At 68.1% G+C, this 22,048-nt stretch carries 21 protein-coding genes and 2 tRNA genes; 17 read left to right on the top strand and 6 right to left on the bottom strand.

The features are described 5' to 3' along the window. Positions 1–43: 43 nt before the first annotated feature. The 4 genes from ACZ5CR_RS12975 to ACZ5CR_RS12960 all read left to right on the top strand — a co-directional run bounded on the left by ACZ5CR_RS12975 (position 44) and on the right by ACZ5CR_RS12960 (position 5,442). Positions 44–2,968, top strand: a complete 2,925-nt coding sequence (locus ACZ5CR_RS12975; protein WP_468856928.1) for a UPF0182 family membrane protein — start codon at positions 44–46, stop codon at positions 2,966–2,968. 50 nt (positions 2,969–3,018) lie between these two features. Beyond that, a tRNA-Met gene (locus ACZ5CR_RS12970) sits at positions 3,019–3,092 on the top strand. Positions 3,093–3,311: 219 nt separating this feature from the next. Next, complete coding sequence (locus tag ACZ5CR_RS12965) at positions 3,312–5,132, top strand: tetratricopeptide repeat protein (RefSeq protein WP_468856716.1); 1,821 nt, start codon at positions 3,312–3,314, stop codon at positions 5,130–5,132. 236 nt (positions 5,133–5,368) lie between these two features. Then, positions 5,369–5,442 (top strand) — tRNA-Met (locus ACZ5CR_RS12960). A gap of 113 nt (positions 5,443–5,555) precedes the next feature. Here ACZ5CR_RS12960 and ACZ5CR_RS12955 read toward each other — a convergent pair. From ACZ5CR_RS12955 to ACZ5CR_RS12940, 4 genes are all read right to left on the bottom strand, one after another. Beyond that, positions 5,556–6,707 carry an ABC transporter substrate-binding protein gene (locus ACZ5CR_RS12955; RefSeq protein WP_468856926.1) on the bottom strand — a complete coding sequence of 384 codons (1,152 nt, stop codon included), beginning with the start codon at positions 6,705–6,707 and terminating at the stop codon, positions 5,556–5,558. A gap of 78 nt (positions 6,708–6,785) precedes the next feature. After that, positions 6,786–7,661: an ABC transporter permease gene (locus tag ACZ5CR_RS12950; protein ID WP_468856713.1), complete on the bottom strand. Its 876-nt coding sequence runs from the start codon at positions 7,659–7,661 to the stop codon at positions 6,786–6,788. After that, positions 7,658–8,443: an ABC transporter ATP-binding protein gene (locus ACZ5CR_RS12945; protein WP_468856711.1), complete on the bottom strand. Its 786-nt coding sequence runs from the start codon at positions 8,441–8,443 to the stop codon at positions 7,658–7,660. The genes ACZ5CR_RS12950 and ACZ5CR_RS12945 overlap by 4 nt, the downstream gene beginning before the upstream one ends. Before the next feature lie 223 nt (positions 8,444–8,666). Then, positions 8,667–9,083 carry a Fur family transcriptional regulator gene (locus tag ACZ5CR_RS12940; protein ID WP_389903415.1) on the bottom strand — a complete coding sequence of 139 codons (417 nt, stop codon included), beginning with the start codon at positions 9,081–9,083 and terminating at the stop codon, positions 8,667–8,669. Between the two features lie 166 nt (positions 9,084–9,249). Here ACZ5CR_RS12940 and ACZ5CR_RS12935 point away from each other — a divergent pair, with 166 nt between their 5' ends. Beyond that, a complete protein-coding gene (locus ACZ5CR_RS12935; protein ID WP_468856925.1) occupies positions 9,250–10,719 on the top strand; it encodes a catalase in 1,470 nt (489 codons plus the stop codon). A gap of 50 nt (positions 10,720–10,769) precedes the next feature. Here the strand turns inward: ACZ5CR_RS12935 and ACZ5CR_RS12930 are convergent, their stop codons facing one another. After that, complete coding sequence (locus ACZ5CR_RS12930; RefSeq protein WP_468856922.1) at positions 10,770–11,171, bottom strand: CBS domain-containing protein; 402 nt, start codon at positions 11,169–11,171, stop codon at positions 10,770–10,772. A 649-nt stretch (positions 11,172–11,820) separates the two neighbouring features. On the opposite strand from ACZ5CR_RS12930, the gene ACZ5CR_RS12925 reads away from it, so the two are divergent. Together ACZ5CR_RS12925 and ACZ5CR_RS12920 are read left to right on the top strand one after the other, a co-directional pair. Continuing rightward, positions 11,821–12,969, top strand: coding sequence for a pentapeptide repeat-containing protein (locus ACZ5CR_RS12925; RefSeq protein WP_468856708.1), 1,149 nt, complete (start codon positions 11,821–11,823; stop codon positions 12,967–12,969). Positions 12,970–13,153: 184 nt separating this feature from the next. Next, positions 13,154–13,942, top strand: coding sequence for an NUDIX domain-containing protein (locus ACZ5CR_RS12920; protein WP_468856706.1), 789 nt, complete (start codon positions 13,154–13,156; stop codon positions 13,940–13,942). On the opposite strand, the gene ACZ5CR_RS12915 is transcribed toward ACZ5CR_RS12920, so the two are convergent. Beyond that, complete coding sequence (locus ACZ5CR_RS12915; RefSeq protein WP_468856704.1) at positions 13,926–15,056, bottom strand: helix-turn-helix domain-containing protein; 1,131 nt, start codon at positions 15,054–15,056, stop codon at positions 13,926–13,928. The two genes, ACZ5CR_RS12920 and ACZ5CR_RS12915, sit on opposite strands and share 17 nt — an antisense overlap. Before the next feature lie 490 nt (positions 15,057–15,546). Here ACZ5CR_RS12915 and ACZ5CR_RS12910 point away from each other — a divergent pair, with 490 nt between their 5' ends. The 10 genes from ACZ5CR_RS12910 to ACZ5CR_RS12865 all read left to right on the top strand — a co-directional run bounded on the left by ACZ5CR_RS12910 (position 15,547) and on the right by ACZ5CR_RS12865 (position 22,025). Continuing rightward, complete coding sequence (locus ACZ5CR_RS12910; RefSeq protein WP_468856702.1) at positions 15,547–15,927, top strand: RapZ C-terminal domain-containing protein; 381 nt, start codon at positions 15,547–15,549, stop codon at positions 15,925–15,927. 84 nt (positions 15,928–16,011) lie between these two features. Next, positions 16,012–16,227: a hypothetical protein gene (locus ACZ5CR_RS12905; RefSeq protein WP_468856700.1), complete on the top strand. Its 216-nt coding sequence runs from the start codon at positions 16,012–16,014 to the stop codon at positions 16,225–16,227. 76 nt (positions 16,228–16,303) lie between these two features. Continuing rightward, positions 16,304–16,492 carry a hypothetical protein gene (locus ACZ5CR_RS12900; protein ID WP_468856698.1) on the top strand — a complete coding sequence of 63 codons (189 nt, stop codon included), beginning with the start codon at positions 16,304–16,306 and terminating at the stop codon, positions 16,490–16,492. 191 nt (positions 16,493–16,683) lie between these two features. After that, positions 16,684–16,950: a DUF6284 family protein gene (locus tag ACZ5CR_RS12895; RefSeq protein WP_468856696.1), complete on the top strand. Its 267-nt coding sequence runs from the start codon at positions 16,684–16,686 to the stop codon at positions 16,948–16,950. Next, entirely contained in the window at positions 16,947–17,393 is a 447-nt protein-coding gene (locus ACZ5CR_RS12890) for a Pycsar system effector family protein (RefSeq protein WP_468856694.1), read from the top strand. Before ACZ5CR_RS12895 ends, ACZ5CR_RS12890 begins: the two co-directional genes overlap by 4 nt. Next, the gene (locus ACZ5CR_RS12885; RefSeq protein WP_468856692.1) at positions 17,390–18,274 is read left to right on the top strand and encodes a DUF2637 domain-containing protein; all 885 of its coding nucleotides are present in this window, start codon (positions 17,390–17,392) and stop codon (positions 18,272–18,274) included. Before ACZ5CR_RS12890 ends, ACZ5CR_RS12885 begins: the two co-directional genes overlap by 4 nt. A gap of 55 nt (positions 18,275–18,329) precedes the next feature. Next, on the top strand, positions 18,330–18,647 hold the full coding sequence (locus tag ACZ5CR_RS12880) for a hypothetical protein (protein WP_468856689.1): 318 nt from the start codon (positions 18,330–18,332) through the stop codon (positions 18,645–18,647). A 92-nt stretch (positions 18,648–18,739) separates the two neighbouring features. After that, entirely contained in the window at positions 18,740–20,866 is a 2,127-nt protein-coding gene (locus tag ACZ5CR_RS12875; protein ID WP_468856687.1) for an ATP-binding protein, read from the top strand. Between the two features lie 203 nt (positions 20,867–21,069). Next, on the top strand, positions 21,070–21,525 hold the full coding sequence (locus tag ACZ5CR_RS12870) for a hypothetical protein (RefSeq protein ID WP_468856684.1): 456 nt from the start codon (positions 21,070–21,072) through the stop codon (positions 21,523–21,525). Positions 21,526–21,536: 11 nt separating this feature from the next. Beyond that, positions 21,537–22,025, top strand: a complete 489-nt coding sequence (locus ACZ5CR_RS12865; protein ID WP_468856682.1) for a hypothetical protein — start codon at positions 21,537–21,539, stop codon at positions 22,023–22,025. The last annotated feature ends 23 nt before the right edge of the window (positions 22,026–22,048 follow it).

Genomic DNA, 22,048 nt, shown 5'->3' with positions numbered 1-22,048 from the left:
AGAATCAACATCGAACTTCGAGGTGCGCACCTTGGCTTTCCAGATGCCGGACCGCGGCGGAGGCCCGACGGGGCCACGGATCAGAGTGGGCCGACCGTCCCGTCGCGTCCGGACCCTGCTCATGACACTGGGCATCCTGGCTGTACTCGCCATGGTGTTCGTCATGTTCGCGGGGTTCTGGACGGATTGGCTCTGGTACCGCTCGGTCAACTATTCGTCGGTCTTCACGACGACCCTGTGGACCAAGATCGGCCTGTTCTTCGTCTTCGGCCTCCTGATGGCGGCCGCGGTCGGACTCAACATCTGGCTGGCGCACCGGCTGCGCCCGCCGCTGAGCGCCATGTCGATGGAGCAGCAGAGCCTCGACCGGTACCGCATGAGCATCGCGCCGTACAAGAAGTGGCTGCTGCTCGGCATCGCCACGCTCGTCGGCCTCATCGCGGGCGCGTCGGCGGCGGGACAGTGGCGCACGTGGCTGCTGTGGGTGAACGGCGTCTCCTTCGGCCAGAAGGACCCGCAGTTCCACCTGGACGTGTCGTTCTTCGCGTTCGACCTTCCCTGGTACCGCTTCATGCTCGGCTTCGGCTTCGCGGCCACCGTGCTCTCCCTGATCGCCGCGGCCCTCACCCACTACCTGTACGGCGGGCTGCGGATCACCAGCCCCGGCGCGCGGGCCACGGCGGCGTCGACGGGGCATCTGTCGGTGCTGCTCGGCGTCTTCGTGACGCTCAAGGCCGTGGCGTACTGGCTCGACCGGTACGGCCTCGCGGTGAAGTCCAGTGACTTCAAGGCGACGGGCGACTGGACGGGCCTTCGCTATGTGGACGCGAACGCGTACCTGCCGGCGAAGACCATCCTGTTCTGCATCGCGGTCATCTGCGCCCTGCTCTTCTTCGGGACGCTGTGGCGGCGCACCTGGCAGCTGCCGGTCATCGGCTTCGGCCTGATGGTCCTCTCCGCCATCCTCATCGGCGGTCTGTACCCGGCCATCGTCCAGAAGTTCCAGGTCTCGCCGAACGAGCAGGCCAAGGAAGCGCCGTACATCCAGAAGAACATCAAGGCGACGCGCGACGCGTACGGCATCAGCGGTGTGAAGCCCCAGGACTACAAGGGCGCGGGCAAGGCCGACGAGGACGCCGAGAAGAAGCGCGACGACGCGGACGCGGCAGCCAACTACCGGCTGAACGACCCGAACATCGTCTCGCCGACGTTCCAGCAGCTGGAGCAGGAGCGCGAGTACTACCGCTTCCCGACGACCCTGGACGTGGACCGCTACAACGGCCAGGACACCATCGTCGGTCTGCGTGAGCTCAGCCTCGACAAGCTCGACAAGCGCAACTGGATCAACGACCACTTCGCCTACACCCACGGCTATGGAATGGTCACCGCCAAGGGCACGGAGACCAAGAAGGGCTCCAAGGGCGCCCCGGACTTCACGGAGTCCGGCCTGCCCACCTCCGGCAGCCTCGGTGAGTACGAGCAGCGGGTCTACTACGGCGAGAAGACGACCCAGTACTCGATCGTGGGCGGGCCCCAGAAGGAGCTCGACTACGAGGAGGACGGCGGGGGTCAGAAGACCTACAGCTACAAGGGCAAGAGCGGGGTCAACCTCTCCAACCCGATCAACCGCGCCGCGTACGCGGTGTCCTTCGGCGAACCGCAGATGCTGTACTCGGGGGCGATCGGCGAGGGATCGCGGATCCTCTACAACCGCACTCCCAAGGAGCGCGTCGAGTCGGTGGCTCCCTGGCTGACCATCGACGGAGACACGTATCCGACGGTGGTCAACGGCAGGATCCAGTGGGTCGTCGACGCCTACACGACCAGCAACGGCTATCCGTACGCCTCGCGGACCACGCTCGGCGACACGACGGCCGACTCGCTGTCGGAGGCCGACGACCAGCGCGCGGTGGTGGCCCAGCAGAACCGGGTCAACTACATCCGCAACTCGGTGAAGGCGACCGTCGACGCGTACACCGGAGAGGTCAAGCTCTACACCTGGGACGACAAGGACCCGGTCCTGAAGACCTGGAAGAAGGCGTTCCCGGACACCGTCAAGGACAAGGGTGAGATCCCCAAGGCCCTGATGGACCACCTGCGCTACCCCCAGGACATGTTCAAGGTGCAGCGCGAGCTCCTGACGCTCTACCACGTCACGGACCCCGGCCAGTTCTACAACGCGTCCGACGCGTGGCAGGTGCCGAACGACCCGACGAAGAAGGACAACAGCGCGGTCCCGCCGTACTACTTGTCCATGAAGACGCCGGGTGATACGCAGCAGCAGTTCTCACTGACGACGACGTTCACCCCGAGCGGGCGCCCCAACCTACGGGCCTTCATGACGGTCGACGCCGACGCCAGAAGCAAGAACTTCGGCACGATGAAACTGCTGAGAGTCACGGGCGACGTGGACGGCCCGGAACAGGTCCAGAACAAGCTGAACTCGATGACGCAGGTCGGTAACTTCGTCCGGGACATGAAGGGCGCCGACTCCGACGTCCTCTACGGAAATCTGCTGACCGTGCCACTGGACGACGGGTTCCTCTACGTGGAGCCCGTGTACGTACAAGGGCGCAAGTCCGCGTATCCGCTCCTGAAGAAGGTGGCTGTGTCGTACGGCACGGAGACCGCGTTCGCGGACTCCCTGAGCGACGGCCTCAACGAGGTCTTCGGTGCCGACGGGACCACCAAGCCACCGGCCGACGACACGGACCAGCCGACCGAGCCGCCCAAGTCGAGCGACCCGACGGTGCAGGCGGCCCTCGACGACGCCCAGACGGCGTTCGAGGACGGGCAGCAGGCCCTGAAGGACGGCGACTGGGAGGCCTACGGCAAGGCGCAGGACAAGCTCCAGGAGTCCCTGCAGCGAGCCGAGGACGCCCAGGCCAAGGCGGCCGACAAGGGCGGCAAGGGCGACAAGGCGAGCGACGGCAAGGGCGCCGACAAGGGCGACAAGAAGGGCGGCTGACCAGCTGCGAAACACCCTCCCCGCGCCGTGGTACGGTTGCAACACAACGGCGCGGGGTGGAGCAGCTCGGTAGCTCGCTGGGCTCATAACCCAGAGGTCGCAGGTTCAAATCCTGTCCCCGCTACTAGAAGGCGAAGGCCCGGATCCTTATCGGATCCGGGCCTTCGTCGTGTGTGCCTGGGGTCGTGGCGGCGTGCGCTGGTCTGTGCGAACCCTGCTCCGCCCGGGGGGAGTTGGGAAAACTGTGTTTGACTTATCTCTCTGTGGGCAAGTCGACAAAACGCTGTAGTGACCTCACTGGCTGCGGTATATCAGGTATACCCAGGTTGCAGGTGGTGCGACGATGGACGTTATGGGGGACAAGGCAACTCTGTTGGAGACAGGGCGGTTTGTGCAGTCGGCCGACCGGGACGATCCCGGGACGGCCGCGGAGGAATTGCGCCATCGGCTGGCCGCCGAGGCCGGCGACGTCGACGCCATGAGCGTCCTGGGAAGCCTTCTGCTGCGCCGCGGTGATCTCGACGAGGCCGAATCCATGCTGCGCGCGGCGACCGCCGAGGGCGACCGCGCAGCGGCCAACAACCTCGGAGTCCTCCTCCTCCAGCGTGGGTACGCCGACGAGGCGGCCGGGTGGTGGCGGGTCGCCGCCGTCGCCGGTTCCGCCGCGGCCGCGCACGCGCTCGGGCGCCACCACCGCGAGCGCGGCGACGAGCCCGCCGCCGAGTACTGGCTGCGGCAGTCCGCCGAGCAGGGCCACGCCCTGGGGGCGTACGCCCTCGCCGATCTTCTCGAGCACCGCGGTGACGCGGGCGCCGAGCGCTGGATGCGGGCGTCGGCCGAGCGCGGTCACCGCGAGGCCGCGTACCGGATAGCCCGTGCCCTCGACCGGCGGGCCACTGACCGGCGGGCCACGGCCGAGCGCACGAACCGTACGGGAGCCAAGCCCGCCGCCGAGCCCGCCGCCGAGGCCGAGCAGTGGTACCGCCAGGCCGCCGCGCGCGGGCACCGGCGGGCCGCGCTGCACCTCGGCGCGATCCTGGAGCAGCGCGGCGAGCTGAAGGAGGCGGGGCGCTGGTACCTCAACTCCGCGAAGGACGGGGAGGCGCGTGCCGCCTGCGCCCTCGGCTTCCTGCTGCGCGACGCGGGCGACGAGGAGAGCGCAGCCGTCTGGTGGCTGAAAGCAGCCCAGGACGGCGACGGGAACGCCGCCAACGCCCTGGGCGCGCTGCACGCCGAGCGGGGCGAGACCCAGACCGCCGAGCGGTGGTACCGCGCCGCGATGGACGCGGGGGACGTGAACGGCGCGTACAACCTCGGTCTGCTCTGCGCCGAGCAGGGGCGGACCGCGCAGGCCGACCAGTGGTACAGGCGTGCCGCGTACGCCGGTCACCGCGAGGCCGCCAACGCGCTCGCCGTGCTGCTGCTCCAGGGCGGCGACGCGGCGGGCGCCGAGCCGTGGTTCTCCAAGGCCGCCGAGGCGGGCAGCGTGGACGCGGCCTTCAACCTCGGAATCCTGTACGCGTCCCGCGACGACGAGGACTCCGCCCTGCCCTGGTACGAGCGTGCGGCGGCGGCCGGGCACACCGAGGCCGCGCTCCAGGTCGGCACGGCGCGGCTGCGGGACGGGGACGAGCAGGAGGCCGAGCGGCATCTGCGGTGCGCGGCGGGTGGCGGCAGCGCGGAGGCGGCGTACCGCCTGGGCACCGTGCTCGACGCGCGGCGGCCTCCTGCGGGCACGCCCGCGCTCGGCGAGCCCGCCGCCGAGAAGACCGAGTGCGAGGAGTGGTACGAGCGGGCTGCTCAGCAGGGGCACCGGCGTGCGCAGGTCCGGGTCGGGATGCTGGCCGCGGGGCGCGGCGACGTCGTGGAGGCGGCGCATTGGTACCGCCTGGCGGCGGATGCCGGGAGCCGGAACGGGGCGTTCAACCTGGGGCTGCTGCTCGCGCGTGAGGGCAGCGAGCCCGAGGCGGCGCTCTGGTGGACGCGGGCCGCTGACGCGGGGCACGGGCGGGCCGCCTTGCGGCTTGCGCTGCTCTACGCCCGCCGCGGGCAGCTGGTCGAGGGGCAGCGGTGGGCCTCCCGCGCGGTAGAGCTCGGGCCTGCGGAGGTCAGTGAGCGGGCGGCTCGGCTGCGTGAGGCGTTGCAGCAGGAGCTGACCGCGTAGCTCCTGCTGCTTCTGCTGCTTCCCGCCCTGCGTCCGCGCTTGTTCTGACGTGCGGTCGTGAGGTGGGGGAGGCAGGTCGTCGGTGGGCTGTGCCCACTCGTTCCGCCCTGCCGGAAAGCCTGCCCACATCGGGGCGTCCAGGGTGAGGTGTGTGCCCTGCGGAACGTTGCCCACGGCCGCACCGGGAACGGATTTGCGCTGGTCGTAGCGTTTGACGTACGGTTACAACACAACGGCGCGGGGTGGAGCAGCTCGGTAGCTCGCTGGGCTCATAACCCAGAGGTCGCAGGTTCAAATCCTGTCCCCGCTACTAAAGGCCAGAGGCCGGGAAGCATTAGCTTCCCGGCCTCTGGTGCGTTCGGTGTGCGTGTTCGGCGCGTGCGTTGGGCGCGTGTATTCGGCGCGTGTGTTCGGTGCGCTCGATCAGGACGGCTTGTGGCCCACCGCCTCCTCGTACAGCTTGCGGTCCACCGCCTTGTTCTCCGGGACCTTCTCGCCCTCGGCCACGCCCGCCGTCTCGTACGCCGCCTGGAGCCGGTCCGTGGTTCCGGAGCGGATCTCCCAGTCCATGCGCAGCGACGGAGTCGACCTCAGGACCGCCTCGTCGGTCTTCAGGAGCTTCGCGAGGTCGGAGACGAAGGCCTTGTCCGCCTTGTAGTCACCGGCGAAGTACGTGTTCACGGTCCTGATGTACGCGCGCAGCAGCGCGACGCCCGCGTCCGGGTCCTTCGTCAGGAGACCGGGGCCGAACAGGAGGCCGCCGAGCGGTTCGCCCTGGGGCTGGCCGCCGAGGAAGGCGTACTGCCTGTCGCCGTCGACTTTGCGCCACACCGGGTCGAGGAGCCAGGCGGAGTCGGTGCCGCCGTTCTGGAGGGCGGTCAGGACGTCGGCCGAACCCAGCTGCTGGAACTGGATCTTGTCGAGGCCGCCGCCGTGCTTCTTCAGGGTCGTGCCCATGGGGTACGAGATGACCGAGCCCTTGCCGATCATGGTGCCGAGCCTGCGGCCCGCCATCGGGACGTGGTCCGCGCTCTCGCCCTTCTTCAGCTTCACCCACAGGCCGCTCTTGGACCGGGGGTCGGGGGAGAAGTTCCCGGCCGCCCACTTGATGGTGAAGCCGCTGGTGATGCCGTTCATGACGGCGGCCTCGGGGGCGGCCCACTGGGCGTCGATGTCTCCCTTGGCGAGGAGCGGCAGCGCGTCGGGGGTCGGGAGCACCTTGAGGTGGACGTTCAGGCCCTCCTTCTTGAACTCGCCCTTCTCCACGGCCATCTGGAGAGGCGCTACGTACTCGGCGCTCAGTGTGCCGGTGGCGATGGTGACGCTGCGCTCCTCGGACAGCGGGCGCGGGGCCGGGGCGCCCTTGTCGCAGCGGGCGGGCGCGCGGTCCTCTGCGAGGTCGGACGGGTCCGTCCAACTGCCCTTGCCGCAGCCGGCGACCGCCTTGACGGTGCGGGGCTTGGCGGGCGCGGCCGGGTCCGTGATGTTGTCGTCCTCCTTCGCGCAGCCCGCGGCCGCGAGCAGCGAGCCCGCCACGACGAGGGTCAGGGCGGAGAACCGGGTGCGGGTGTGCATGGAGCCTCCGTACGCGTACGAATGGTTCATGACGGACTCATGACTGGCTCATGACGGTTCATGGCGGTTCATGGCAGTTCATGACTGGCTTCGGCCGCGGTCGCGCGGAGCCCAGGGAGTGAGCAACCGTCCCGCGATCCGCACCAGTTCGGAGAAGACGACGCCGAGTACGGCGACGCAGACGATGCCGACGAACATCACGTCGTTCTGGAACAGCGCCCGGGAGTCGAAGATCAGATGGCCGAGGCCGTTCGCCGCCGCGATCTGCTCCGACGCGACGATCACCAGCACGGCGACGCCCGCCGCGATCCGCGCGCCGACGAGCACGGCGGGCAGCGAGGCGGGCAGCAGGACGTGGCGGAACATCTGCCACGGCGACGCGCCGAAGACCTGGCCCGCGTCGCGGTGGCCGGAGGGTACGGCAAGCACCGCCGCCATCGTCGAGATCCAGACGAAGAAGAAGACGGTCGCCGCCACGAGCGCGATCTGCGGGCCCTCACCGAGGCCGAACATGTTCAGGAAGACGGGCAGCAGGGCCAGCTTCGGTACGACGTACAGCGCGTCCAGAAGTGGTTCGAGGGCCGCGCGTACGAGGGAGAGGGAGCCCATGAGGAGGCCGAGCGCGTAGCCGCTGACCGTGCCGATCGCGTAGCCGGCGAGCACGCGCCCCAGCGTGGCCCGGACGTCCGGCCACAGATCGCCGTCCGCCGCGCGCTGCCAGCCGTCCTCGACGATGGTCTGGGGAGCGGGATAGACGCGGTCGTCGATCCAGCTCTGGGTGGCGGCGAGCTGCCAGAGGAGGATCAGGGCGAGGGGGACGGCGACGGCGAGGCCGATCTCCAGGGTGCGGCGCCTGCGGTGGGTGCGGGTGGGGTGGAGCTCCTGAGGGCCTGGCCTGCGGACGAGCACACCGTCCTCGGAGTCGGTCGCTCTGCGTGGGGTGGCCGTCGTCATGCCAGGGCCGCCTCGTCCTCGCGGACCACCTCGCCGCGCAGCAGCTCCCACAACTCGCCCTTGAGGGCGGTGAATTCGGGGGACGCGCGTACGTCGCCGGAGCGAGGGCGCGGGAACGGCGGGCGGCGTTCGGCGATGACGCGGCCCGGACGTGCGGACATCACCAGGACGCGGTCGCCGAGCACGATCGCCTCTTCGAGGCTGTGGGTGATGAAGAGGGTGGTGGTGCGGGTGGTCTGGGTGAGGTCGAGGAGTTCGTCCTGGAGGATCGTGCGGAGCTGGGCGTCCAGGGCCGCGAACGGCTCGTCCATCAGGAGGATCTCGGGCTCCACGGCCAGGGCGCGGGCGATGGCCACGCGTTGGCGCATGCCGCCGGAGAGGGTGGCGGGGTAGGCGTCGGCGAAGTCGGCGAGGCCCAGGCGGGTGAGCCAGTCCTCGACCCGGGCGTCCGCCTCCCGGCGGGGGACTTTCTGGATGTCCAGGCCGAAGCGGACGTTGGCCTGGACCGTCTTCCAGTCGTAGATGCCGTAGTCCTGGAAGATCATCGCGGCGGGGCGCGGGTCCGCGGTGCGGATCTTCAGCTCCCCGTTGCTGGGGCGCAGGAGGCCTGCGGCTATGCGGAGCAGGGTTGATTTCCCGCAGCCGGAGGGGCCGACTACGCAGGTGAATTCTCCTGGAGCGATCTCCAGGTCCACGGGGCCCAGCGCGTCCACGGCCTTGGCGCCGCGGCCGAACGTTCTTGTCACTGCGTGGGCTTCTAGTTTGGGGTGCGGATCTCCCACGGGGTTCTCCTTGCGGAGGGCGGGCGGATATGGGCCCGCCGACGATATGACGCACCGTCAGATTCCGGAAGGGGTGGGGCCTGGCCGGGATTCGCGGTCACCCGCGGGCCGTGGGTGGCGTGTGTCCACCCGTCCCGCCGCGCGGAATGCCTGCCCGTGAACCACGAGAGCCCCCGGTGCCTCGTGGCTCCGGGGGCTCTCGTGAACGTACGAAGAAGGAGTGCTACGCCGCCGCGCAGTTCGGGCAGGTGCCTCGGTATGTGACGTCCGCGCCCTCGATCGTGAAGCCGAAGCGTTCCGAGTCGGGGAGGCTGGACAAGGGGTTGCCCGTGGGGTGGACGTCGCGGATCGTGCCGCACTGGGCGCACACCAGGTGCTGGTGGGGGCGGTGGGCGTTCGGGTCGTACCGCTTGGCCCTGCGGTCCGTCGAGACCTCGAGGACCTCGCCGAGGGTCACCAGCTCGCCCAGGGTGTTGTAGACGGTCGCGCGGGAGATCTCCGGCAGCCTGCCCACGGCGCGGGCGTGCACCTCGTCCGCGGTCAGGTGTACGTGGTCCCCGTCGAGCACCTCGGCCACGACGCGTCGTTGCGCGGTCATGCGCCAGCCGCGTCCGCGCAGTCGTTCCAACAGGTCGCTCATGAGAACCAGCCTAACAGGTGGGGGACCTAAGTCCCGACGATGTGTGACTTTGGATGTTTACTTGACTTAGACAAAGTCCATCGTAGGATCGGGTTGGGCGGAAGCCAAGGGCAAACGCCCCAGGCCAACGCCGAGGGCAGTCGCCAAAGGACAGGACTTGCAGGAAATGACGCAGGAGGCGCACGTGACGCAGGGACCGCTCACCACGGAGGCCGGCGCGCCGGTCGCCGACAACCAGAACAGCGAGACCGCTGGTGTCGGCGGTCCGGTACTCGTCCAGGATCAGGCGCTGCTTGAGAAACTCGCGCACTTCAACCGCGAGCGCATCCCGGAGCGCATCGTCCACGCGCGCGGCGCCGGTGCGTACGGCACCTTCACGCTGACCCGCGACGTCTCGCAGTGGACGCGTGCGAAGTTCCTCTCCGAGGTCGGCAAGCAGACGGAGACCTTCCTCCGGTTCTCCACCGTCGCAGGCAACCTCGGCTCCGCCGACGCCGTGCGCGACCCGCGTGGCTTCGCGCTGAAGTTCTACACGGAGGAGGGGAACTACGACCTGGTCGGGAACAACACCCCCGTCTTCTTCATCAAGGACGCCATCAAGTTCCCCGACTTCATCCACACGCAGAAGCGCGACCCGTACACGGGCTCGCAGGAAGCCGACAACGTCTGGGACTTCTGGGGCCTGAGCCCCGAGTCGACCCACCAGGTCACCTGGCTCTTCGGTGACCGCGGCATCCCGGCGACGCTGCGCCACATGAACGGGTACGGCTCGCACACGTACCAGTGGAACAACGAGGCCGGCGAGGTCTTCTGGGTCAAGTACCACTTCAAGACCGACCAGGGGATCAAGAACCTCACCGCCGCCGACGCGGCCGTACTCGCCGGTGAGGACGCCGACTCCCACCAGCGCGACCTGCGCGAGGCCATCGAGCGCGGCGACTTCCCGTCCTGGACCGTGCAGGTGCAGATCATGCCCGCGGCCGAGGCGGCGAACTACCGCTTCAACCCGTTCGACCTCACCAAGGTGTGGCCGCACGAGGACTACCCGCCGATCGAGATCGGCAAGCTGGAGCTCAACCGCAACCCGGAGAACATCTTCGCCGAGGTCGAGCAGAGCATCTTCTCGCCCGCGCACTTCGTTCCCGGCATCGGCCCGTCCCCGGACAAGATGCTCCAGGGCCGCCTCTTCGCGTACGGCGACGCCCACCGCTACCGCGTCGGCATCAACGCCGACCACTTGCCGGTGAACCGCCCGCACGCCACCGAGGCGCGCACCAACTCCCGTGACGGCGCGCTGTACGACGGCCGCCACAAGGGCACGAAGAACTACGAGCCGAACTCCTTCGGCGGCCCCTTCCAGACGGACCGGCCGCTCTGGGTGACCACCCCGGTCAGCGGTGGCACCGGCAACCACGAAGCCCCCTCGCACGCCGAGGACAACGACTTCGTACAGGCGGGCAACCTCTACCGCAAGATGTCCGAGGACGAGAAGGGCCGTCTGATCGAGAACCTCGCGGGCAACATCGCGGGTGTCTCGCGCGACGACATCGCCGAGCGCGCGATCAACAACTTCCGTCAGGCGGACGGTGACTTCGGCAAGCGCCTCGAAGCCGCGGTCCAGGCCCTTCGCGGCTGAGGGGAGAGCAGGTGGGCCGGGCCCCTTCGGGGGTCCGGCCCACCTTTCGTTCACCCGGTGAGTGTCGCCACGCGCTGCCTGCTCGGGGCCCAGCAGCGGATGATGTCGCGGACCGAGACGATGCCCGCCGGTTCGTTCCCCTCCAGCACGATCAGATGGCGGAAGCCGCCGTGCGACATGGCGTCGGCCGCCGCCTCCAGGGTCCATGACGGTGCGGCGAAGACGACATCGGTCGTGGTGTGCGTGCCGGCTGTCTCGGTGTCCGGGTTCTGGCCGAGGCCGACCGAGATGAGGACGTCGCGCTCGGTCAGGATTCCGAGGCCGTAGGTGTCGGGGTCGAGGACGACGGCAGCGCCGACGCGGCGCGTCGACATCAGACGGGCCGCCTGGTGCAGCGTGTGGGCGGGGCCGATGGTGAGGACCGTCGTGCTCATGGCGTCGCGGACGAGCATGGGCTGAGCCACCTCCTGAGTGGACCGCAAGAGAAGCGATTCACAAGTTCACAAGTGGGGGGACTCTCAGAGTCGCAGCCATGCGGTGCGTCAACAAGGGGGCGCGTGCTGCCGGTTCAGGGCGTGTGCGCGCGAGGGGTGTGCGGGACGTGCGCCTCAGTAGCGCTGGTATTGAACTGCCCTTGCAGCGGGATGCAGTGCTGCCCGGCATCCCGCTGCGGAGCTGCTCGGTAGCCGTTGTCGTTGGTCGTTCTTGGTCGTCCTGGGCCACCCTCGGACGGCCCACGGACGGCCCGGCGATGGAGGGTTGCCGTTGCTGGTGAGAGTCCGAATTCAATCCGCCTCGGCCGCCATCGGTCGAGCCCCTCTCGTGTTGGATCGTGGATAGGCCGAACCGTTGACACCTGCCTTACAAGTTTCGGCCCGGTGTCCACCGACCTGCCCTGAGGGGTGGATCCCGGCTCCACAGCGTGTGCGAGTGCCCGCTCAGATCCCGCGATGTTCACCTCTGTTGGCGTCATCGACTGCCGTCATCGACCCTGACTCTCCGTTCCGGACAGCGGCTGGGTGCTTCATGCTTCGGAACATGCCTGGTTTCCGACGACGTCGACAATTGCAGCAAGGTCGGCACACCCCCAACCTATGGCCGGTGTGGCTTGTAGCCCCCGGGGTCTTGATCGTCGCGGGATTACTCGCCTACGGCATCTATCAAGGCGTCTATGCACTACTCGAAACGGGAAAGGAGAGCGGTAAGTCGGTTGACGTTAATGATGCCATTAAAGCGACGGTCACGGCGTTAACGCTGGTAGGTGCTGTGCTGGCTGGCGTCTATGCCTACCGAAAGCAACTCCTGAGTGAAGGTGATTCACACAGGGCGGACGCCGGTCAGCTTGCCGATCGGTATTCCACAGCGGCTGAACAGCTAGGTCATGAGCGAGCAGCGGTAAGGCTTGCAGGTGTCTATGCGATGGCACGTCTAGCAGATGACTGGCCGGAACAGCGACAGGTCTGCATCGATGTATTTTGTGCCTACTTACGCATGCCTTATGTCTTTGATCCTGTCGAGGATGGATTCAAAGAAGGTGAGCAGGAGGTGCGGCTTACCATAATTCGAAGTATCCGTGACCATCTTAATGATCCAGAATCTCCGACAACGTGGTGTGGCCGCCCTCTGGACTTCAGTGGAGCTATTTTTGACGGCGGTGACCTGGGTGGATCGTGGTTCACTGACTGTGAGGTCTCCTTTAGCGCTGTTCGATTCTTAGGCAATTTCTCTTTTAAGGGAGCGCGCTTCGAAGGGGGAGATTCGGGGAGCGTCTCGTTCGTGAATACTCGGTTCATCGGAAGGTATCTCGACTTTAGCGATGCGAAGTTCCTGGGGGGTGAAGTTGTATTCTTTATAGCATTTTTTGATTGCGATACAGTCAACTTCTCTCGCGCTCATTTCGTGAATGGGGCGGTGCGTTTTCACCTTACGCGTTTCGGGGGTAGCGATATATCATTCGATGGAATCAAGATTCGCGGTGGCGGGATTGTCTTCAATTCCCCACACTTCGAAAGGTGTGAGGTTTCATTCCGAAGTGCACAGGTGGCGGAAGGAGCGAAACTTTCATTCGTTGGAGCGCGAATCGACGGCGGGATATTCACTTTTGAAAATGCTCGATTTGAAGCTGGTGATATATCTTTTAGGGAAATGCAGGTGACTAATGGGAGTGTTGAATTCAATACCCTAGGGGTTGGCAGAGGGGCGAACATCGCATGGGGGCCATTCCAGGCAATTCGGCCAAATCTCCCCTGAGTCGGGGCTGACCTGTTCGCGCCCGTCGTGCCCACGTCATCGACATCAGGTAGGCGATTCCACTCCATGGCTCGCCTCGACCTTGAGAACCTCAGGAGGTTCGCTCATAAACGCACCCGGAAGTGACGCGGCCCTTGCCCGTTACGCTGGTACGCACCACCTCAGAATGGAGAGTGCTCCACGGATGGGACCGAAGACGGCCAAGGTCTACGAGACGATTCGTGCTCGACTCGCCTCAGGCGACTACGCCCCCGGCGACAAGATGCCCTCAGAGCGAACGCTCTCGGATGAGCTCAGCATCGGCCGGACGGCGCTCCGACAGGTCCTCGCCCGACTCGTGACAGAAGGCGCCTTGGAGGTTCGAGGCAGGAGTTCGTACCGCGTGCCCGGCGCGGTGAGTGTCGAGACGCCTGAGGGGTTGGAACCGTGGATCATCCACGGTGAGCGGGATCTCTACGACAACCGCTGGGTCAAGCTCCAGCTTTGGGACGTGGAGCCGCCTGGTGTGAAGCGATTCGAGCATCACGTGGTGAAGCTGCACCATGTAGCTGTCACTGCGGTTCTGGACGACCAGGACCGAGTGTTGATGATGTGGCGCTACCGCTTCGTTCCGCAGCAGTGGGGATGGGAGCTTCCGGGCGGCATCGTGGACGAGGGGGAAGACCCTGCGGCCACGGCGCTCCGGGAGGTCGAGGAAGAGACAGGGTGGCGCCCGAAGTCTGTCGAACACGTCGTCACCTATCAGCCCATGGTCGGCATGGTCGACTCGCCCCATGAGATCTTCGTTGGCCACGGCGCCGAGCGGGTTGGCGCTCCGACGGATCTCGAAGAAGCGGGCCACATCGAGTGGGTACCACTGGCCGACATTCCGGGGCTCATGGCCCGAGGTGAGTTGATGGGCTCTGGGACCCTCGTGGCCTTGCTCCACATCCTCGCGAGCCGGGGCAAGCAGGGGGCTACAGCCGCTCGCTGAGGAGGTCGACACGGCGGCGCTGCCGCACCGAACCGGTGCGGCTCGCCAGTAGCCGCGCCTTTCTCAGATTGGTGCTCGCGTCGTCGTACTCGGCCCGCGCCAAGTGAGCTTGAGCGAGATCTGTGTGGAGTCCGGCCTGCGCACGGACGAAGGTCGGGTCCACCACCTCTAGGGCCCCGTACAGGCTGGTGACCGCTTCGGCGTCACCCAACAGGCCAAGGACGTTGCCTCGCCATCGGGCGAGGTGACCGCCGTTGAGGAAGATGCTCAGCATGTCCGGATCTCTGTCCCCAGCCCCCGTTGGGATGCTCGCCGCCGCCGCGTCGAGTGCGCGTCGGCAGTCATCAGGCATTCCAGCATGAGCGCACAGCTCTGCTTCAGCGGCGTACAACCACGCCCAAAGGCGAGGCGACCCGTTCTGACCAAGGGCACGTTGAGCATCACGGACGAGCTCCAGCCCGAGTGCCGGCCGACCCGCCTCGCAGAGCACGTACGCCTGCTCTCCCATCGCGTGAGCGAGGTACATCGGAGCCTCGGCATCGCGCGCTGCCCGCTTGGCGAGCTCGTAGTGCTTCCAGGCCCGCTCGACGGCCCCTGAGTCGATGGCCTGCCATGCGGCAAGCGTCGACGCTCCGGCGAGCGCAAGCGCCACCGGTCGGCGCGCGCTAGGGAGCACTGCGAAGTTCAGCGCGTCTTCAAGAGCTGCGAGATGCCCCGCCATCTGGTCCACGAGACCGGCGGCGCCCATCTGGCGGTCCATGGTGCGCAGTAGCTCGGTCTGATCGTTGAACGTCTTCACCATCGATTCCCCGACGCTGTGAGCCGAGTCGATCCTGCTCAACAGGTCGTCGTACCCGTCGGTCGTCGATGGAGCGGCCGCGAGCGGACCACCCCTCAACTCTGTGTCAGTGATCCCGAGAAGTTGCCGCAGGACTGTCGCGTATCGGTCCGAGATGGTGCGCTTGCCGTTCTCCCACTCGGAGACGTACACGCGCAGACTCGCAGTCGAGGCGACATCGGTGATGTGCCATCGGGCGTACTGCTCGATCTCGCGAACCAGTCGCTCCTGAGACCAGCCTCGCGCCGTTCGTGCACTCCGAAGTCCTGAACTCACAGGCCGCCCTCCGGCGATAGATCCACTCACTGATCTTTTCAGCATGCCTTACATCGCCGCAGGTCAACAGGGGTTAACAGAAAGGAAGTTAAGCCCTGTTGACTACCGGGACCCTTCCCCGAACCGGTCTTCTGTAGATGCACCGCAGGGTCGAGCGCCACTCGAATCGGCGAAGCTTCTTGACTCTGGTGCGCACCAGTTGCATGATTTTGGTGCGCACCAGATGGCGGACTCGCTTCCGGCGGTGGTGCACATCCAGGAGCCCCGCATCGGACGGGGGGAGGTTCCCGGCGCCTTGTCAGCCGGAGGGCTTAGACCGAAAGGTCACGTCTCCATACGCCTGCACCGGGAGCTCGTGTTCCCGGAAGGAGACATCCGCAAGACCTCGCATCCCCGCAGTTCAGCGCTGCGCCGGTTGCCTCCGCTGCTCGTCTCGTACGAGCAGCGCTGAGGGGAGCCGGAACACCCCTTCGCTTCCTGGGAGACCTTCATGAGTGCTGTTGAGATCGTTTCGTTCGGCTACCTGCACGACGCCCCGCCCGCCGCGCATCTGACCATCGACCTGCGCCACCACTTCCGCGACCCGCACGTCTCGCCGGAACTGCGGTACATGACCGCCGACGACGAGCCGGTACGTACCGCCGTGCTCGGCACGCACGGCATCACCGACCTGGTGAACGCCACCGCCACGGCGGTCGCCGCGTTCGCCTCCGGGCCGAGCGCCGGAACCATCACCGTCGCCGACGGATGTGCGGGTGGCCGCCACCGCGCCCCCACCTTCGCCCGCGCCCTGGCCGAGCAGCTCACCGCCGCCGGGCACTCCGTGACCGTCTTGCACCGGGACCTGGCCAAGGCCGTCGTGCAGCGCTGACGGCTGCCCGCGTCGCCCGGTGACCCGGGCGGCAAGGGGAGCCGTCAGCCCGCCCGCTCCGCACCTTCAGCCAAGGAGGCCGCTGTGACCGCACGCCATTTCATGAAGCCCGGAAGCATCGCCCAGGCCGATCTGATCGCCGACATCAAGGCGGACATCGTCTCGGCGCACGGTGCCGCGAAGGCGTTGGAAGAGGTCGGTGCGCCCCGCGCGCAGAGCATGCGAGAGGCCACCGACGAGTACCTCGACGAGCTGGCGCGGGCCAAGGCCGGTACCTGGCAGCCCAACCACCCGATCTAAGCCAGCCTCCCCCCGCCCCGGCATTTCGCACTGCACTGCTCATTCATGCACCGCACCTCTGAGATGGAGATACCTCATGGCCCAGCACAACGAGATCCACAACGGCGACGCGGGAACGGTCACCGACGCCAACGGCGCCCAGGTCGTCAGTACGGGTGGTGGCCAGGTCATCAACAACAGCGTCGTGGTCACCGGCGAGAACAGCACCGCGCACGTGATCAACGGCGACCACCACGGCGGACTCAACATGACCTTCAACCGCTAGACCGCCGCCCCCGCACGATCGCCCCGATGGTCGCAAGGCCGGGTTCGACTCCCGGTCGGGGCACGGCGGTCGCACTCGCTGACCGCATCGCCGCACTCTGAGCGGCTTCTCTTCAACGGCGCGCACCCCCGGAGCTGTAACTCCGGGGGTGCTTTTGGGGCCGTTGCCACCTGCTAGGGAGAACACGACCCATGAAGCACATCGTCACTGTTCAGGACGCTGTTACCGCCTTCGAGCCGTGGAGGGAGCCCACGGTCGCTGAGCTGGACTCCATCGAGCTGGAGATGCCCGTCATCCTGGCCGATGTCGAGCTGCTGGACGCGCAGATCATCACCATCGACCGCACGCCCACCGAGCTGGATGCGCGGCGCCTTCGCCGGGCCCGCCGCCAGGCCCTCGCCGCCCGCGTGGCCCTCGCCAACGCCGCCGCCACGGTCGGTGCGGGGGTGGGCGCGTGAGTGCCATCGAGTCGAAGCTGACGGCCGCGCACGCCGAGGTGAAGGCCGAGATCGCGCGGACCGACACCAAGACCAGTCTGCTGCTCGCCTTCGTGGGCGCGCTGCTCGCCGGAACCTGGACGGTCGCCAAGGACACGCCCCTCACGCCGCCCGCCTATCTGGTGGGCGGGCTCGGTACGGCGCTGCTGCTCGCTGCGGCCGGTCTGTTGCTGCGGTCGGTGCGCCCCAACCTGGGTGGCCGTCACGGCTTCCCGCTGTGGGCCACGCTCACCGCTGAGGAGATCAGCGCCACCCTGGCCACGGACCTGAGCGCGGACATCGCGGGCCTGTCCCGCATCGCCGTCGCCAAGTTCACCGGGCTGAAGCGGGCGGTCGACCTGACCTGTGCGGGCGGCGCGCTGCTCGTCCTCGCCGCACTGCTCGCGATCGGGGGCGCGGCATGAACCGCAAGGGAAAGATCCTCCTGGTCGCCGCACTCGTCGCGGTGGTCGCCATGGCCTTTCGCGTCTCGTGGAACGCGTTGCGCGACATCGCGGGCGCGGTGGGCGCCGACCACACGGCTGCGACGCTTTACCCGTTCGTGGTCGACGGATTGATGGCGCTGGCCCTGGTCGCCACGCTTGTCCTCGCCGGTCGGGACCGGACCTTTGCGCTGCGGGTGCTGGGCACCTACACGCTCGCTTCACTCGTCCTCAACTACGTGCACGGACTGGTTCCCGAGCTGCACGGCCGCACGGTCGACTGGGGACGGCTCGCCGACTGGGACCCCGCCAACTGGGCGCTGGTGCTGCTGGCGACGTCGCTGCCGGTCGGGTCGATCTACTTCGGCTCCGATCTGGTCGCCAAGGTCCTGCACCACCGCCCCGCCCCGATCGAGCAGCCGACCGCGATTGCGGAGGAATCTACCGAGACCATGAGGAATCGGTCTACCGCTGACCTGCCGGTATCGACCCCTAAGCCGATCACCGCGAACCCCGTGTCGCTGCCGGATCCGGTATCGGTCGGCTTCTTGAAGTCGGCCCTGCCGCTCAAGCCCGTCCCGGCGATCGAGCTGAGCCCGGTCGGGCCGATCGAGTCGCGGGCGGTGGCCGCCGAGTCGCCCCGATCGCGTCGGGCCACTGGTCGGGTCCCCGATGTCGCCCGATCGCCCCGGCCCAGGCGCACCCCGGAGCAGCTGCTCGATGAGGCGCGCACGGTGACGGCCGGATGGCCGGAGGCGAAGTTGACGGCCGAAGGCATCCGCCTGGCGGTGCGCACGTCGCCGAAGAACGCCCGCACCCTGCGCGAGACGTTGCGCGCCGAGCGCGCTGGGGCGGTGGCCTGATGCCCGCCACCCCGTACTCGTCCGTCACCCGCATGCCTCTGAGGAGGGGTTGACCATGGGCAAGCCCGATACCCGCCGCCTTGACCGCGAGATCCGGGCGACGACCCGCAAGCTCGAAGCGGCCGAGCAGCGCCAGATGTGGCCGCTGACCGGCCGTGAGCGGCGTGCCCTGCTCGCCGCCGCCGCGAGCGGCTCCGTGAAGGTCGCACGCGGCAAGAGCGGAGCCCGCAGCGAGGAGCAGGCCGACACCACCTGGGGCGCGGCCGCCACCCGCCTCAACGCCGAGATCGCCGCCCTGCAGGTCGAGCGGCAGCGCGTCGTGAACGAGGCCGCCGCCGCCAAGGCCGCCAAGAAGTCTTCCGGCTGGTGGTGAGCGTGCCCCCGCCGGGGCGGCCCCTCCTTCACCGGTGCCCCGGTGCCCCTCAACTTCCCGCCCCGACAGGGGTAGTCAGGAGTCGCTCCGTCATGAGCGAGAACGTCGTTCACCTGCACAAGAACCCCGACCCTCCCACCACCGACACCCCACCGACACTGACCGTCGTCCCGCCCATGCCGGACGCTTCGCCCGTGCCGATCGTGCCGCTGTGGGTGCGCTCCGGACGCGCCCTGCGGCAGGCGGCCACCCACGAACGCACCAAGGGTGCGGGCCGGTTGGCGGTGCGCCACACCATGTACGTCGCGGGCGGCACGCGGATCGTGGCCCGCCGCACCTGGGACGGCAAGACCGCCGCCCGCTACGAACGCATGCTCCGCGCCGCCGAAGCGGCCGGGAACTACGAGGTGGCGGCCGAGTGGGAGGAGCGCGGGCGCCAGTTCCGCGCCGCCCGCCACCAGCGCCGCATGGACCTGCTGCGCTCCCCGGTGGATGCGGCCAAGGGTGTGGCGGTCGGCACCGGCATGAGCATCGGCGCCCTGATCGCACTCGGCGTGGCCCTGGCGATCGCCAACGAGGACGTCGCCGACACCCTCACGCCGCTCATGGCCGTCATCGGCCTCATCAAGCTCCTCATCACCATCGTCACCGTCGTCTGGGGACCACTGGTCACCCTCGGCCCGTTCATGGCGCTGCTCGCCCTGTGGGGTGTGGGCCGTCATCAGCAGGCCGCCCCGAACTGGGCACTGCCGGAACGGGTGCGCAACGGCGACGGTGAGCCCATCACCCCCTCGATCGTGGTCAAGGCACTGCGGGATCTGGGAGTGCCCGCACTGCGCAACGCCATCAAGGAGATGGGCGATGCCGGGGCCGCGATGCTGGGCCCGATCACGATCGCCGGATGCGGCGTCGAGGTCGACGTCACCCTCCCCTCCGGGGTCTCCACGATCGAGGTCCAAAAGCGCCGGCAGAAGCTCGCCGAAAATTTGGCCCGGCACGAGCACGAAGTGTTCATCACCATCCCCCAGGCCGCCCGTACGGTCCGGCTGTGGGTCGCCGACTCCGGCGCGCTGGACGAGCCGATCGGCCCCTCCCCGCTGGCCACGGACGAGACGATGACCGCCGACTACACCAAGGGCCGCGCCCCCTGGGGCCAGGACCTGCGCGGGGATGCCGCCGCACTGAGCCTGTATCAGCGCCACGTGCTGGTCACGGGGCTGTCCAACCAGGGCAAGACCGCCGCCCTGCGGGCGCTCGCGCTGTGGCTCGCGCTGGATCGCACGGTTCAGTTCTGGGTCGGTGACCTCAAGGGCGTGGGTGACTGGGCCATGTTCGATGGCCTGGCCACCAGGCTCATGCAAGGGCCGACCGATGACCACGTCATCGAGGTGACCGAGATGGTTGAGGACGGGGTTCAGGAGATGAACCGCCGCATCCAGGCACCGCCCGGAACCCAGTTCCCGCCCCTGGTCATCATCGTGGACGAGGCACAGGTGGCGTTCATGTGCCCGGCCGTGGACGAGCACAAGAAGCCCTACGGCGGCTCCAAGGCCACCTCCCGCTACTACATGGCCGCCCGCAAGATTCATAACCAGGGGCGCGCGGTCAACGTCCTGCTGTGGCAGGGCACCCAGGACCCCACCGACCAGAACCTGCCCAAGCTGGTCCGCGAGGGCGCCCACACGCGTGCCTCGCTCGCCCTGGGCAGCGAACCCCAGGCCCGCATGGCGCTGGGCGACAAGGCCGTGGACGGCGGGGCCGCCCCGCACCTGCTGCGCCCCGGCAAGGACAAGGGCACTCTCGTGGTCGCCTCTGACGGCATCGAGATCCCCGACGGGCAGGCATCGGTGACGGTGCGCACGCACTTCATCGACACCGACCCGCAGGCCTTCGAGATCGCCGAGCGCGCCAAGCGGCTGCGCGACGGGGTCACCACCCTGCACGTCATCGAGCGCGGTGAGCAGCGCGACCCGCTCGCCGACATCGCCGCCGTGCTCGGCGACGCCCCGCGGCTGCTCACCCAAGACGTCCTCAAGCGGCTCACCGCACTGAGCGAAGACGCCTACGGCGGCTGGTCGTTCGTCGACCTGACGCGCGTTCTGGACGGCACCGGGGCCGAGCCCTACAAGTCGGATGGCCGCAGGGTCATCGCCGCCGACCGCCTCGCCCGCGCCCTCGCCAACCGCGACGACGAGGGTTCCGCTTCCACCGCGAAGTAGAGGGAGGCGCACTCTCTCGGGTCAGGGAGGCAGGGAGAACTCCCTGACCGCCTCCCTGACCCGCCTCCCTGGCCCTGACCTGCACGAATGATCGTTCAGGGAGGCAGGGAGGCCCGCAGGTCAGCACCCCTGAAACCCCCTCCACACGCACCCCGGCAGGGGGTGCCTCCGCCTCCCTGACCCCGCCCCGGAAGGGATTCCGCATGCAACCCGAACACCGCCCGCACGTGCCCATGGAACGGGCCGTGACCGTCCACCAACCCACCTCCATCACCCCGGTACAGGCCGCGCCGCTCGTGCCCGCTCCGGCCAACGGCCAGGTGGCGGCCGTGCAGTCCATCGTGCTGCCCGACGGCCGCGTGGTCACCGGCTACGCCATCGACGCCGCCAAGCCCGAACCGGCCGTCGCCAAGCCGCTCGTCTCGCGGGCGGCGGTGAACATCGCGCTCGGCGGCATCGGCTTCGGCGCCATCTGCGGCGGCCTGCTCCTGCTCACCACATTCATCGCCGCACTCACCGCACTCATCACCCAACTCATCATCCTGGCCGCCGTCATCTTCGGCGGCTTCATCGCCGCCCAGGTCCTCGCCCCACGTGGTTCCGGCGGCAACACCTTCAACATCCGCAAGGCCGTCATCAAGCGCAACCACTTCGGCTGACAGGAGCCCCCGTGTTCGAGATCCGTGTCATCTGCGCCCCCGCCGACACCGACCACGTCGTCGCCGCCCTGGATCGCACCTTCCAGGCGGGCACCGTAACCGTCTACCCCAACCCAGACAGCACGCAGCACCGCCTCTACCTGCACGCCGACCACCTGCCCACCGCCACACCGACCGACCAGAACCACTGGCCCACCCCCGAGCAGGCCTACACGGACGCCCCCAGCATCGTCAGCGAAATCGGCTGGACCGCCCGCACCGCCCGCACCGTGGCCGCTGCTGAGTGCTTCACCGAACTAGAGCGGGAGTTCTACCTGCGCAAGGCCGCAGTCCTGGACCGCATCGCGCTCCAGGACGACCCCGCCACCCCACGCACCGACGCGACGGACGCCGCCGACGCCGCAGCGCTGCACCTGATGGACCTGGATGACACGCCCGTCATCTGCGACTCACGCCACTACGTCCGCCAGCAGTACGCCCTCTGGGCCAAGAACCACTAGCTACGCCAAGGGCGGCCCCCGTC

Source organism: Streptomyces sp. NPDC031274, assembly GCF_055570235.1.
Note: the sequence above shows the minus strand (reverse complement) of the source record. Positions and strands in the feature narration are given on the sequence as shown.

Bases quoted from the DNA above. Each gene is read 5' to 3' on its own strand.
- ACZ5CR_RS12975 (WP_468856928.1), top strand. From the start codon at position 44: ATGCCGGACCGCGGCGGAGGCCCGACGGGGCCACGGATCAGAGTGGGC.
- ACZ5CR_RS12965 (WP_468856716.1), top strand. From the start codon at position 3,312: ATGGACGTTATGGGGGACAAGGCAACTCTGTTGGAGACAGGGCGGTTT.
- ACZ5CR_RS12955 (WP_468856926.1), bottom strand. From the start codon at position 6,707: ATGCACACCCGCACCCGGTTCTCCGCCCTGACCCTCGTCGTGGCGGGC.
- ACZ5CR_RS12950 (WP_468856713.1), bottom strand. From the start codon at position 7,661: ATGACGACGGCCACCCCACGCAGAGCGACCGACTCCGAGGACGGTGTG.
- ACZ5CR_RS12940 (WP_389903415.1), bottom strand. From the start codon at position 9,083: ATGAGCGACCTGTTGGAACGACTGCGCGGACGCGGCTGGCGCATGACC.
- ACZ5CR_RS12935 (WP_468856925.1), top strand. From the start codon at position 9,250: ATGACGCAGGAGGCGCACGTGACGCAGGGACCGCTCACCACGGAGGCC.
- ACZ5CR_RS12930 (WP_468856922.1), bottom strand. From the start codon at position 11,171: ATGCTCGTCCGCGACGCCATGAGCACGACGGTCCTCACCATCGGCCCC.
- ACZ5CR_RS12920 (WP_468856706.1), top strand. From the start codon at position 13,154: ATGGGACCGAAGACGGCCAAGGTCTACGAGACGATTCGTGCTCGACTC.
- ACZ5CR_RS12910 (WP_468856702.1), top strand. From the start codon at position 15,547: ATGAGTGCTGTTGAGATCGTTTCGTTCGGCTACCTGCACGACGCCCCG.
- ACZ5CR_RS12900 (WP_468856698.1), top strand. From the start codon at position 16,304: ATGGCCCAGCACAACGAGATCCACAACGGCGACGCGGGAACGGTCACC.
- ACZ5CR_RS12895 (WP_468856696.1), top strand. From the start codon at position 16,684: ATGAAGCACATCGTCACTGTTCAGGACGCTGTTACCGCCTTCGAGCCG.
- ACZ5CR_RS12885 (WP_468856692.1), top strand. From the start codon at position 17,390: ATGAACCGCAAGGGAAAGATCCTCCTGGTCGCCGCACTCGTCGCGGTG.
- ACZ5CR_RS12880 (WP_468856689.1), top strand. From the start codon at position 18,330: ATGGGCAAGCCCGATACCCGCCGCCTTGACCGCGAGATCCGGGCGACG.
- ACZ5CR_RS12875 (WP_468856687.1), top strand. From the start codon at position 18,740: ATGAGCGAGAACGTCGTTCACCTGCACAAGAACCCCGACCCTCCCACC.
- ACZ5CR_RS12870 (WP_468856684.1), top strand. From the start codon at position 21,070: ATGCAACCCGAACACCGCCCGCACGTGCCCATGGAACGGGCCGTGACC.